Source organism: Pseudomonas sp. B34(2017), from assembly GCF_002112915.1.
Lineage (GTDB): Bacteria > Pseudomonadota > Gammaproteobacteria > Pseudomonadales > Pseudomonadaceae > Aquipseudomonas > Aquipseudomonas pharyngis.
Genome location: NZ_NEJA01000004.1, coordinates 410,404 through 423,460, shown reverse-complemented (window position 1 = coordinate 423,460; position 13,057 = coordinate 410,404). Strand labels below are relative to the sequence as shown.

Genomic DNA, 13,057 nt, shown 5'->3' with positions numbered 1-13,057 from the left:
CTTGCTCCCACAAGGGCGGCTGCGTCATTAACGGACGCAGCGTCAATCAGGTTCCAAAGGATTCGCGATGAGCAATAACGCCTCTTTTACGCCGCCCAGCCTGTTGCTCAGCACCATCGGCCTGTCGCTGGCGACCTTCATGCAGGTGCTCGACACCACCATCGCCAACGTGGCGTTGCCGACCATTTCCGGCAACCTCGGCGTGAGTTCGGAGCAGGGCACCTGGGTCATCACCTCGTTCGCCGTGAGCAACGCCATTGCGCTGCCGCTCACCGGCTGGCTGAGCCGTCGCTTCGGCGAGGTGAAGCTGTTTCTGTGGGCGACCATCCTGTTTGTGCTGGCTTCGTTCCTCTGCGGTATTTCCACGTCGATGCCGGAACTGATCGGCTTCCGCGTGCTGCAAGGCCTGGTGGCCGGGCCGTTGTACCCGATGACCCAGACACTGCTGATTGCGGTGTATCCGCCGGCGAGGCGGGGCATGGCCCTGGCGTTGCTGGCGATGGTTACGGTGGTGGCGCCGATTGCCGGGCCGATCCTCGGCGGCTGGATCACCGACAGTTACAGCTGGCCGTGGATTTTCTTCATCAACGTGCCGATCGGGATCTTCGCGGTGATGGTGGTGCGCCAGCAGCTGGCCAAACGCCCGGTGGTCACCAGCCATCAGCCGATGGATTACGTCGGGCTGATCACGCTGATCATCGGCGTGGGCGCGTTGCAGGTGATCCTCGACAAGGGCAATGACCTGGACTGGTTCGAGTCGAACTTCATCATCATCGGCGCGGCGATTTCGGTGATCGCGCTGGCGGTGTTCGTGATCTGGGAAATGACCGACCAGCATCCGGTGGTCAACCTGCGGCTGTTCGCCTATCGCAACTTCCGCATCGGCACGCTGGTGCTGGTGTTGGGTTACGCCGGGTTCTTCGGCATCAACCTGATCCTGCCGCAGTGGTTGCAGACCCAGATGGGCTACACCGCGACCTGGGCCGGTCTGGCGGTGGCACCGATCGGTATTCTGCCGGTGCTGCTGTCGCCGTTTGTCGGCAAGTACGCGCACAAGTTCGACCTGCGCCTGCTGGCCGGTCTGGCGTTCCTGGCGATCGGCCTGAGCTGCTTCATGCGTGCTGAATTCACCAACGAGGTGGACTTCCAGCACATCGCTCTGGTGCAGCTGTTCATGGGGATTGGGGTGGCGCTGTTCTTCATGCCGACCTTGAGCATCCTGATGTCGGACCTGCCGCCGAGCCAGATTGCCGATGGCGCGGGTCTGGCGACGTTCCTGCGGACGCTGGGCGGCAGCTTTGCTGCGTCGTTGACCACGTGGATCTGGATTCGCCGGGCGGATCAGCATCATGCCTATATGAGCGAGAGCATCAGCACCTTCGAGCCGGCGACTCGCGAGACCTTGCATTCGCTGGGTGGCGGGAGCCAATCGGCCTATGCGCAGATGGATCAGATCCTCACCAGTCAGGCGTACATGCTCTCCACCGTGGATTACTTCACGTTGCTGGGCTGGGGGTTCATGGGGTTGATTCTGATTGTGTGGCTGGCCAAGCCGCCATTCGCAGCCAAGGCAGGCCCGGCGGCCAGCGGTCACTAAGTCGGGGAACGATGACAGATCGTTCCCACGTCGAGGCGTCGAACCGTCCGCGTGGGAATGCAGCCCGGGACGCTCCGCGTCCCATGCCGAAGCGGACGCGGAGCGTCCATTGAGGCATTCCCACGCAGAGCGTGGGAACGATCAGACGGTGGCGGGGGCGGGCAGTGCTGGCGGCGGTGCGAAGTCGAACGGCGCCAACGCAAACCCGTTCTCATCCACCTGCAACGCCCAACCCTGACGATCCCAATCCCCCAGCACAATTCGCTTCGCCGCCTGATCGCCGATCTGCAACTTGTGGATCGCCGGGCGATGGGTGTGCCCGTGAACCAGGGTTTTCACCCCGTATTCCTGCATGATCCGCGGAATTTCCTCCGGCGTGACATCGACGATGTCATTGGCCTTCATCCGCGTCTGCGCCCGGCTTTCGCTGCGCAGCTTGCGCGCCAGTCTTTGCCGGGTGCGCAAGGGTAGGTTGCGCAGGATGAACAGGCTCAGCGGGTTGCGCAGGTAGCGGCGCAGCTTCATGTAGGCTTCGTCGCGGGTGCACAGGCTGTCGCCGTGCATCAGCAATACGGGCTCGCCGTAAAACTGCACGACACTCGGGTCCTTCAACAGCGTGCAGCCGGCCTCTTTGCAGAAGGCCTTGCCGAGCATGAAGTCGCGATTGCCGTGCATCAGAAATATCGCCGTGCCGCTATCGCTGAGTTCGCGCAGGGCCTGGCAGATGGAACGCTGGAAGGGCGTCATGGCGTCGTCGCCAATCCACGCTTCGAAGAAGTCGCCCAGAATGTACAACGCACTCGCCGAGCGGGCGCGTCCGGCGAGCAAATCCAGAAACGCCCGGGTAATGTCCGGGCGCTCCTCCTCCAGATGCAAGTCTGAAATCAGCAATATCACGCTTCGATGATCTCGGCTTTCTCGATGATCACGTCGTCTGCGGGTACGTCCTGGTGGCCTGCCTTGGACGTGGTGGAAACGCCTTCGATCTTGTCGACAACGTCGGTGCCCGAAACCACTTTACCGAACACGGCATAACCCCAGCCCTGAGCGGTCTTGGCGGTGTGGTTCAGGAAGCTGTTGTCGGAGGCGTTGATGAAGAACTGCGCCGAAGCCGAATGCGGGTCCATGGTACGGGCCATGGCGATGGTGTACTTGTCGTTCTTCAGACCATTGTCGGCTTCGTTCTGGATGCTCGGGCTCTTGTCTTTCTTTTCTTTCATGCCTGGCTCGAAACCGCCGCCCTGGATCATGAAGCCTTTGATGACGCGGTGGAACACGACGTTCTCGTAGTGACCTTTCTTGACGTATTCGATGAAGTTGGCGGTGGTGAGAGGCGCCTTTTCAGCGTTCAGTTCGATGACGATGTCACCGAAGTTGGTGGTCAATTTAACTTGAGTCATGATCGATGCTCTTTATAAGGAATTCGTGGGTATTGGGACATTTGGGCCCCGTACCGGTTCAGCCCGTGAGGGCCAAGGTGCGCAGTTTAGCGTGACAGGCGCGAATTTCGAGGCTGTTTTTCAAAACCCGGCGATTAAATGCATTCCTTTTAAGCCCTGCTCTGTCAGGGGCTTGACAGCATCGGCTATGATAGCCGCTTTGTTTTGTCAGGCCCGTGTCCCGGCCGCGCACTGTACGTTCAAGGATCCTATGAGCAAGCCCACTGTCGACCCTACCTCGAATTCCAAGACCGGCCCCGTTACGCCGGTCAATTTCCTGCGCCCGATCATCCAGGCGGACCTGGACTCGGGTAAGCACACGCAGATCGTCACCCGTTTCCCGCCTGAGCCCAACGGCTACCTGCACATCGGCCACGCCAAGTCGATCTGTGTGAACTTCGGCCTGGCCCAGGAGTTCGGCGGCGTCACTCACCTGCGTTTCGACGACACCAACCCGGCCAAGGAAGACCAGGAATACATCGACGCGATCGAAAGCGACGTCAAATGGCTGGGCTTCGAATGGTCCGGCGAAGTGCGCTACGCCTCGCAATATTTCGACCAGTTGCACGACTGGGCCGTCGAGCTGATCAAGGCCGGCAAGGCCTACGTCGACGACCTGACGCCCGAGCAAGCCAGGGAATACCGCGGCAGCCTGACCGAGCCGGGCAAGAACAGCCCGTTCCGCGACCGTTCGGTGGAAGAGAACCTGGACTGGTTCGCCCGGATGCGCGCCGGTGAGTTCCCGGACGGTGCCCGCGTGCTGCGCGCCAAGATCGACATGGCCTCGCCGAACATGAACCTGCGCGACCCGATCATGTACCGCATCCGCCACGCCCATCACCACCAGACCGGTGACAAGTGGTGCATCTACCCGAACTACGACTTCACCCACGGTCAGTCGGACGCCATCGAAGGCATCACCCACTCGATCTGCACCCTGGAGTTCGAAAGCCATCGTCCGCTGTACGAGTGGTTCCTCGACGCACTGCCAGTGCCGGCGCACCCGCGTCAGTACGAGTTCAGCCGTCTGAACCTCAACTACACCATCACCAGCAAGCGCAAGCTCAAGCAACTGGTTGACGAGAAACACGTCAACGGCTGGGACGATCCGCGCATGTCCACGCTGTCGGGCTTCCGCCGCCGTGGCTACACCCCGGCATCGATCCGCAACTTCTGCGAGATGATCGGCACCAACCGTTCCGACGGCGTGGTCGACTTCGGCATGCTCGAGTTCAGCATCCGTCAGGACCTGGACGCGAACGCCCCGCGCGCCATGTGCGTGCTGCGTCCGTTGAAAGTCGTGATCACCAACTACCCGGAAGGCCAGATCGAGAACCTCGAACTGCCGCGTCATCCGCAGAAAGAAGAACTCGGCGTGCGCCAGCTGCCGTTCGCCCGTGAAATCTACATCGACCGCGATGACTTCATGGAAGAGCCGCCAAAAGGCTACAAGCGCCTGGAGCCGAACGGCGAAGTGCGTCTGCGCGGCAGCTACGTTATCCGCGCCGACGAAGCGATCAAGGACGCCGACGGCAACATCGTCGAGCTGCGTTGCTCCTACGATCCGGACACCCTGGGCAAGAACCCTGAAGGCCGCAAGGTCAAGGGCGTGATCCACTGGGTGCCGGCCGCTGCCAGCATCGAGTGCGAAGTGCGTCTGTACGATCGCCTGTTCCGTTCTCCGAACCCGGAGAAAGCCGAAGACAGCGCGAGTTTCCTGGACAACATCAACCCTGACTCACTGCAAGTGCTGACCGGTTGTCGTGCTGAACCCTCGCTGGGCAACGCACAGCCGGAAGACCGTTTCCAGTTCGAGCGCGAAGGTTACTTCGTCGCGGATATCAAGGACTCGAAACCAGGCCAGCCGGTATTCAACCGTACCGTGACCCTGCGCGATTCGTGGGGCCAGTGATCAAGTCTTAAGGAAACACCGTGCTTACGATCTACAACACGCTCACCAAGAGCAAAGAAGTATTCAAGCCGCTGGATGGCAACAAGGTGCGCATGTACGTCTGCGGGATGACCGTGTACGACTACTGCCACCTGGGCCACGGCCGCAGCATGGTCGCGTTCGACCTGGTGACCCGCTGGTTGCGGTTCAGCGGTTATGACCTGACCTACGTGCGCAACATCACCGACATCGACGACAAGATCATCAACCGGGCCAACGAGAACGGCGAGTCGTTCGAAGCGTTGACCGAGCGCATGATCGCGGCGATGCACGAAGACGAAGCGCGCCTGAACATCCAGAAGCCGGACATGGAGCCGCGCGCCACGGATCACATCCCTGGCATGCACGCGATGATCCAGACCCTGATCGACAAGGGTTACGCCTACGCCCCGGGCAATGGCGACGTGTACTACCGCGTCGGCAAGTTCATGGGCTACGGCAAGCTGTCGCGCAAGAAGATCGAAGACCTGCGCATCGGTGCGCGGATCGAGGTCGACGAAGCCAAGGAAGATCCGCTGGACTTCGTGCTGTGGAAAGGCGTCAAGCCGGGCGAGCCGAGCTGGGAATCGCCGTGGGGCGCCGGGCGTCCGGGCTGGCACATCGAGTGCTCGGTGATGTCCACCTGCTGCCTCGGTGAGACTTTCGACATTCATGGCGGCGGCAGCGATCTCGAGTTCCCGCACCATGAAAACGAAATCGCCCAGAGCGAAGCGGCCACCGGCAAGACCTACGCCAACGCGTGGATGCATTGCGGCATGATCCGTATCAATGGCGAGAAGATGTCCAAGTCCTTGAACAACTTCTTCACCATTCGCGACGTGCTCGACAAGTACCACCCGGAAGTCGTGCGTTACCTGCTGGTGTCGAGCCACTACCGCAGCGCGATCAACTACTCGGAAGACAACCTCAAGGACGCCAAGGGTGCACTGGAGCGCTTCTACCATGCGTTGAAAGGCCTGCCGAACGTGGCGCCGGCTGGCGGCGAAGCGTTCGTCGAGCGCTTCACCACGGTGATGAACGACGACTTCGGCACGCCGGAAGCCTGCGCGGTACTGTTCGAGATGGTCCGTGAGATCAACCGTCTGCGTGAGAGCGATCTCGATGCAGCGGCCGGTCTGGCGGCGCGTCTGAAAGAACTGGCCAGCGTGCTGGGTGTGTTGCAGCTCGAAGCCGATGACTTCCTGCAGGCCGGCGCCGAAGGGCGTGTCGATGCCGCCGAAGTCGAGGCGCTGATCGCTGCGCGTCTGGCGGCACGTGCCGGCAAGGACTGGGCCGAATCCGACCGCATCCGCGACCAGCTCACCGCCATGGGCGTGGTGCTGGAAGACGGCAAGGGCGGCACGACCTGGCGTCTGGCTGACTGATCGCTGCGCTTGCTACAAACAAAACCCGCCTTGTGCGGGTTTTTGTTTTTCTGTCCGCATTGATCGTTCCCACGCTCCGCGTGGGAATGCAGCCCGGGACGCTCCGCGTCCCATGCCGAAGCGGACGCGGAGCGTCCAATGAGGCGTTCCCACGCAGACGGTTCGACGCCTCGACGTGGGAACGATCCAGACAATGTGTGATTGCTTTTGGCATTCGCATAGGTCTTGATAGCGCACGCGGCAGGATGCTCATCAGCGGCGAATCCGGAAGGGAGGAATCATGGCTAATCACTATCGCGAGTTGGTATCTACACCCGGCGCGACCGGGCTGATCCTCGCGAGCTCTATTGCCCGACTGCCCCAGGCAATGATCGGCATCGGCATCATCACCATGCTGGTGCAGCAGACCGGCGTTTACTGGCTGGCCGGCGCAGTCGCCGGTACGTTTACCCTGGCCAATGCGCTGCTCGGCCCGCGCATCTCGAAACAGGTTGATCGGCGAGGCCAGAGTCGCGTGCTGCCCGTCGTCACGGCGTTCAGCATCGTCATGTTGCTGGCGCTGATTGTTGCCGTGCACCTGAGGGCGCCGGCCGCGCTGTTTTTTGTGCTGGCGGCACTGGCGGGGACGATGCCGAGCATGCCGTCCATGATCCGCGCACGCTGGACGCAGCTGTTTCGTGGCAAGCCACAACTGCACACCGCGTTCTCGCTGGACACGGTCCTCACCGAACTGGCTTATATCATCGGCCCGCCACTGGCGATCGGTTTGAGCGTGAGTTTCTTCGCGGAAGCCGGGCCGCTGGTGGCGGTGGGGCTGCTGGCCGTCGGCGTGACGGCGTTTCTCATGCAGCGTCAGACCGAACCGAAAGTCGTGGCGGGTAACCGGAAAAACAGCGGTTCGACCCTGCTGATTCCCGGCGTTCGCACCATTGTCCTCGCGCTGCTGGCGATGGGCGCCATTGGCGGATCGATCGATGTCGCCGTTGTAGCGTTCGCCAATGCCCAGGGCTGGCCAGCCTCCGCTACCTTCATTCTTGCCGCCTATGCGTTCGGCTCGCTGGTGGCGGGCCTGACCTTCGGCGCGTTGCGGGTTTCGCTGGCGATTGAAAAACAGTTCTTTATCGGGATCCTGGTCACGGCAGTCACCGGCGTATTGCCGATTTTCTCACCGGACGTTTATGTCCTTACCGCGATGCTGTTTATCGCCGGCATCTCGTTCGCGCCGACCATGGTTGTGGTCATGAAGCTGGGAACAATCATCATCCCAGCAGCGAGGATGACCGAAGGCCTGACGTGGATGACCACCGGAATCAGCATCGGCGTGGCGCTCGGCGGCATGCTGGCGGGGCTGGTGATTGATGCTTTTGGTGCACGGGCAGGGTTCGCGGTCGCGATTGCTGCAGGTCTGATGATGATGGTCGTGGTGCTGATGGGCCTGCGGACGTTGGCGGCCGCATCGGCTGCGCCTGTTGAACCAGCAATTTCGGCCTGACCCGCTATGGGGGCGCTCAGCTTTCAAGCTGCCGCAATCGCTTGTACAGCGTATTGCGGCTCACCCCCAATCGCCGAGCCAGGTGGGAAATATTCCCGCCGGCCAGTTGCAACTCTCGGTTCAGCGCCTCGGCATCGTTCAGGTCGATGCCCAACGGCTCGGCCACTTCCACCGGCTCCATCTCCAGATCGACGAAGAAGTCGTCCGGCAAATGCTCGGGCCGAATCGGTTGTTCCTCGGCCATCGCCAGCGCCACCTGCATCACGCTGCTGACCTGACGCAGATTGCCCGGCCACGGGTGCCGTTCAAACAAGTCCAGCACCTCGCGACTCAATCCCGCCCACTGCGACGGCTCGCGATGTTGCTCCCACAGGCGTTTGAACAGCGCCTGCTTGTCGCTGCGCTCGCGAAGCGGTGGTAATTCGAGAGTCAGGCCGCCGATGCGGTAGTACAAGTCTTCGCGAAAGCGCCCCAGTTGCACCTGTTCCCGAAGCGAACGGTTGGTGGCGGAGATGATCCGCAGATCCACCGGGAACAGCTCGCTGCTGCCCACCGGTTGCACGCAGCGCTCCTGCAGCACCCGCAACAGCCGGGCCTGGGTCGGCAGCGGCATGTCGCCGATCTCGTCGAGGAACAGCGTGCCTTTGTCGGCCTTGCGAATCAGGCCGATGCTGCCTTTCTGGTTGGCGCCGGTGAACGCGCCTTTCTCATAGCCGAACAGCTCGGACTCCACCAGTTCGGCGGGGATCGCCGCGCAGTTGACGGCAATGAACGCCTGTTTGCTGCGGGAGCTGGCCTGATGCAGGGCTTTGACGAACACTTCCTTGCCGACCCCGGTTTCCCCGTGAATAAGCAGCGGGATGTCCTTTTCCAGCAGACGTTCGGCCTGGCGCACGGCTTTCTCCACGCGGCTGTCGCCGAAGTGCAAAGTGCTCAGGCTGATGGCCGTGGGTGCGGCGACTTTCGGTTCGGCGGTTCTTGTTTCAGTGAAGACCCGCGCCTGAACCGGCGCCTGTTTAGGTCGCTTCAACAAACACTGGAAACGATTGCGCCCGGAAGTCTGCAAGGCAAACGGCAAACCGTCCGGCTGATTGATCAACTCCAGCAACGAGACCTTGAACAGGCTTTCAACGCTGACCCGCGACAAGCGCACACCCAGCAGATTGTCGGCCCGACGGTTGGCCGACAGCACCTGACCGCTCTCATCAAAGATCAGCAGCCCGGCCCACTGGCTGTCGAGATTGTTCAACCCGGTGTTGAAGGTCAGTTGAAAGTGCTGGCCATGGAACAGGTTGAGGATCAGCCGGTTTTCCACGGTCTGGCTCATCATCTTGACCATGCCGAGGGTGTGCGAGGGCGGCAGGTAGCTGTCGCTGGACACATCGAGTACGGCGATGACCTTGCGCTCGGCATCGAAAATCGGTGCGGCGGAACCGGTCATGAAGCGGTTGGCCTTGAGAAAGTGTTCATCGTGTTCGATGTGCACCGCCTGCTCGCAGGCCAGCGCCGTGCCGATGGCGTTGGTGCCGCTGGCGCGTTCGATCCAACTCGCTCCCGGTTGAAAACCCCGCGCCAGACTCGGCTCGATAAAGCGTTGCGTGCCCCACGAGGTCAGCACCTGGCCCTGATTGTCGGCGAGCATGATCAGGCAGTTGGAATTGCTGAGGATGTTTTCGTAGTAGGGCAAGACTTCCTGGTGGGTGGTCTGCACCAGCGCGTGATGGCTGTCGAGCAGATGCGCGATGCCGGCGGCGGGCAACTGATCAAAGGCCGGGGCGCTTTGGTGATCCAGACCGAACGCGCGGCAACGTTGCCAGGAACTCTGGACGAGGGCGTCGTGGGACAGCGGCGGGGCAGTTGCGGCCATGATTGGCAGTCTCTGAAGGGTGCTTTGTTGTTTTTGTTATGGCTCGTTCGACGAGCAAAAAGCATCCATAGAGTGTTGTTCACTATTGTTCATTGTCAATCGCCAAACTGTTCAATTGTTCAGTCGCGACTGTTCACTTGTGTTCAGCTACGAACCACGGTTTGCGTGGCTTTCAGCGAATCTAACGGTAAATCAACAGCTTGCCGTTTCTGGCACGAATGTCGCTCTACAGGACAGGTCGCTTGACTCCAATAATAAAAAGGCCGAGCCATGTCACTCACCCTGGAGCACGTCTGCCGTACCGTCGAGGGCCAGACCTGGATCGACGATGCGAGCCTGAAATTCGAACCTGGATCTTTCAACGTTTTGCTCGGACGCACGCTGTCCGGCAAGACCAGTCTGATGCGCCTGATGGCCGGTCTGGACAAGCCCGACAGCGGCCGCATCCTGATGAACGGCGTCGACGTCACCCAGCGTCCGGTGCGTTTGCGCAACGTGTCGATGGTCTATCAGCAGTTCATCAATTACCCGACCATGACGGTGTTCGAGAACATCGCCTCGCCGCTGCGCCAGGCCGGGATCTCCAACGAACAGATCCAGAGCAAGGTGCAGGAAACCGCGAAGATGCTGCGCATCGAAAAGTTTCTGCAGCGTTATCCGCTGGAACTGTCCGGCGGCCAGCAGCAGCGTACCGCGATGGCGCGGGCGCTGGTCAAGGATGCCGAGCTGATTCTGTTCGACGAGCCGCTGGTCAACCTCGATTACAAGCTGCGCGAAGAGCTGCGCCAGGAAATGCGCGAGCTGTTCAAGGCGCGCCACACCATCGCCATCTATGCCACCACCGAACCCAACGAAGCGCTGGCGCTGGGCGGTACCACGACCATTCTGCACGAGGGCCGGGTGATCCAGAGCGGCCCGTCGACCGAGGTCTACCACCAGCCACAAACGGTGCTGGCCGCCGAATTGTTCTCCGAGCCGCCGATCAACCTGATGCCGGGGCGTATCGCCGGTAACGAAGTGAGTTTCGCCAACTTCGTGCACTTCCCGTTGAACGTCGACCTGCGGCCGGTGGGCGAGGGCGAGTTCCGTTTTGGCGTGCGCCCGAGCCACATCTCGCTGGTGCCGAGCAACGATGACGACCTGGAACTGGCGGTGACCGTCGAGGTGGCGGAGATCAGCGGTTCGGAAACCTTCCTGCACGTGCGCAACGAGCATTTCCTGCTGGTGCTGCATTTGCCGGGGGTTCACGAATACGACGTCGATGCGCCGATCCGCATCTATATCCCGACCCATAAACTGTTTGTGTTCGATGCGCAGGGCCGTCTGGTGCAGGCACCGGGCCGGCGAGTCGCGAGGGTTGCCTGATGGCCGAAATCCGTTTGCAGCACCTCGCCCACAGCTACAGCAAAACCCCGAGCGGGCCCGAGGATTACGCGATCCGCGAGATGGACCACATCTGGGAGCAGGGCGGTGCCTATGCCTTGCTCGGCCCTTCGGGTTGCGGCAAGTCGACGTTGCTCAACATCATTTCCGGCTTGCTCAGTCCGTCCCAGGGTCATGTGCTGTTCGATGGCAAAGCGGTCAACGACCTGACCCCGGAGAAGCGCAATATCGCCCAGGTGTTCCAGTTTCCGGTGGTCTACGACACCATGACCGTGTTCGACAACCTGGCCTTTCCCTTGCGCAATCAGGGCCTGGCCGAGGCGAAAGTGCACAGCAAGGTGCAGGAAATCGCCGAAGTCCTCGACCTGCAAAACCTGTTGAGCAAAAAGGCGCGCAACCTCACCGCCGACGAAAAACAGAAAGTCTCCATGGGCCGTGGCCTGGTGCGCGATGACGTCTCGGCGATTCTGTTCGACGAGCCGCTGACGGTGATCGACCCGTACCTGAAATGGAAACTGCGGCGCAAGCTCAAGCAGATCCACGAGCAGTTCAACATCACCATGGTCTACGTAACTCACGATCAGCTGGAGGCTTCGACTTTTGCCGACAAGATCGCGGTGATGTACGGCGGCCAGATCGTCCAGTTCGGAACGCCACGGGAATTGTTCGAGCGGCCGAGCCACACCTTTGTCGGCTACTTCATCGGCAGCCCGGGGATGAACCTGATCGAAGTGCAACCGCAACCGGGCGGGGTCGGTTTCAATTCAACCCATCTGCCGCTGTCCGACGGCTTGCAGCGCCATATCGAACACGGCCAGTGGAAAAATCTGAAGGTCGGCATCCGTCCCGAGTTCATCCATGTGTGGGACGAGCCGTTTGATGACGCGATGCAGGCGCGGGTCGTACACGTCGAAGACCTCGGCACCTACAAGATCATGACCCTGGATCTGGACGGCGCACCGCTGAAAGTGCGCCTGGCCGAGGACAAACCGGTGCCCCAGGGCACTGCGTACATCAGTTTTCCGGCGCAGTGGCTGATGGTCTACGCCGACGAGTTTCTGCTGGATGCCACCGACAGCGAGGTACAGCCATGAACAAGGTGCAGAACAACAAGGCGTGGTGGCTGGTGTTGCCGGTGTTCCTGCTGGTGGCGTTCAGTGCCGTGATCCCGATGATGACCGTGGTCAACTATTCGGTGCAGGACATTTTCGACCAGTCCAGCCGCTACTTCGTCGGTGCCGACTGGTACAAGCAGGTGCTGCTCGATCCGCGTCTGCACGACTCGTTGCTGCGCCAGTTCATCTACTCGGCGTGTGTGCTGCTGATCGAAATCCCCCTCGGGATCGCCATTGCCCTGACCATGCCGACCAAGGGTCGCTGGTCGTCGGTGGTGCTGATCGTGCTGGCGATCCCGTTGCTGATTCCATGGAACGTAGTCGGCACCATCTGGCAGATTTTCGGCCGTGCCGACATCGGCCTGCTGGGGTCGAGCCTCAATGCCATGGGCATCAGCTACAACTACGCGGCCAACACCATGGACGCCTGGGTCACTGTGCTGGTGATGGACGTCTGGCACTGGACTTCGCTGGTGGCGCTGCTGTGTTTTTCCGGCTTGCGGGCGATTCCCGATGTGTATTACCAGGCCGCGCGCATCGACCGGGCCTCGGCCTGGGCTGTGTTCCGGCACATTCAGTTGCCCAAGTTGAAGAGCGTGCTGCTGATCGCGGTGATGCTGCGCTTCATGGACAGCTTCATGATCTACACCGAGCCGTTCGTGCTCACCGGTGGCGGGCCGGGCAACTCGACGACCTTCCTGAGTCAGACCCTGACCCAGATGGCCGTAGGCCAATTCGACCTGGGGCCGGCGGCGGCATTCTCGCTGGTGTACTTCCTGATCATCCTGCTGGTGTCCTGGCTGTTCTACACCGCCATGACCCACAACGATGCCAACCGCTGAGGCCCGG

10 protein-coding genes are annotated in these 13,057 nt (G+C 61.2%); 7 read left to right on the top strand and 3 right to left on the bottom strand.

Features of this window, described 5'->3' with window-relative positions; all coding sequences use genetic code 11:
• Positions 1–67 precede the first annotated feature (67 nt).
• Entirely contained in the window at positions 68–1,597 is a 1,530-nt protein-coding gene (locus CAF80_RS15370) for a DHA2 family efflux MFS transporter permease subunit (RefSeq protein WP_085667524.1), read from the top strand.
• A gap of 141 nt (positions 1,598–1,738) precedes the next feature.
• On the opposite strand, the gene lpxH is transcribed toward CAF80_RS15370, so the two are convergent.
• The gene (lpxH, locus tag CAF80_RS15365; protein WP_085667525.1) at positions 1,739–2,494 is read right to left on the bottom strand and encodes a UDP-2,3-diacylglucosamine diphosphatase; all 756 of its coding nucleotides are present in this window, start codon (positions 2,492–2,494) and stop codon (positions 1,739–1,741) included.
• Entirely contained in the window at positions 2,491–2,997 is a 507-nt protein-coding gene (locus tag CAF80_RS15360) for a peptidylprolyl isomerase (protein WP_039767476.1), read from the bottom strand. The genes lpxH and CAF80_RS15360 overlap by 4 nt, the downstream gene beginning before the upstream one ends.
• Positions 2,998–3,247: 250 nt before the next feature.
• On the opposite strand from CAF80_RS15360, the gene CAF80_RS15355 reads away from it, so the two are divergent.
• The 3 genes from CAF80_RS15355 (at position 3,248) to CAF80_RS15345 (ending at position 7,843) form a co-directional block, all read left to right on the top strand.
• Entirely contained in the window at positions 3,248–4,948 is a 1,701-nt protein-coding gene (locus tag CAF80_RS15355; protein WP_074688980.1) for a glutamine--tRNA ligase/YqeY domain fusion protein, read from the top strand.
• Positions 4,949–4,968: 20 nt separating this feature from the next.
• Positions 4,969–6,351 (top strand): cysteine--tRNA ligase, encoded by a 1,383-nt coding sequence (cysS, locus tag CAF80_RS15350; protein WP_039767472.1) that lies wholly within the window; start codon positions 4,969–4,971, stop codon positions 6,349–6,351.
• A gap of 280 nt (positions 6,352–6,631) precedes the next feature.
• Positions 6,632–7,843 (top strand): MFS transporter, encoded by a 1,212-nt coding sequence (locus CAF80_RS15345; protein ID WP_074688978.1) that lies wholly within the window; start codon positions 6,632–6,634, stop codon positions 7,841–7,843.
• A gap of 16 nt (positions 7,844–7,859) precedes the next feature.
• On the opposite strand, the gene CAF80_RS15340 is transcribed toward CAF80_RS15345, so the two are convergent.
• Complete coding sequence (locus tag CAF80_RS15340) at positions 7,860–9,710, bottom strand: sigma-54-dependent Fis family transcriptional regulator (RefSeq protein WP_074688976.1); 1,851 nt, start codon at positions 9,708–9,710, stop codon at positions 7,860–7,862.
• Positions 9,711–9,980: 270 nt separating this feature from the next.
• Here CAF80_RS15340 and CAF80_RS15335 point away from each other — a divergent pair, with 270 nt between their 5' ends.
• From CAF80_RS15335 to CAF80_RS15325, 3 genes are read left to right on the top strand one after another with little or no spacing between them, the layout of a single operon-like run.
• Positions 9,981–11,075 carry an ABC transporter ATP-binding protein gene (locus CAF80_RS15335; RefSeq protein ID WP_039767464.1) on the top strand — a complete coding sequence of 365 codons (1,095 nt, stop codon included), beginning with the start codon at positions 9,981–9,983 and terminating at the stop codon, positions 11,073–11,075.
• Positions 11,075–12,187, top strand: a complete 1,113-nt coding sequence (locus CAF80_RS15330; protein ID WP_085667526.1) for an ABC transporter ATP-binding protein — start codon at positions 11,075–11,077, stop codon at positions 12,185–12,187. The genes CAF80_RS15335 and CAF80_RS15330 overlap by 1 nt, the downstream gene beginning before the upstream one ends.
• Positions 12,184–13,050, top strand: a complete 867-nt coding sequence (locus CAF80_RS15325) for a carbohydrate ABC transporter permease (protein ID WP_007951487.1) — start codon at positions 12,184–12,186, stop codon at positions 13,048–13,050. Before CAF80_RS15330 ends, CAF80_RS15325 begins: the two co-directional genes overlap by 4 nt.
• Positions 13,051–13,057: the final 7 nt, after the last annotated feature.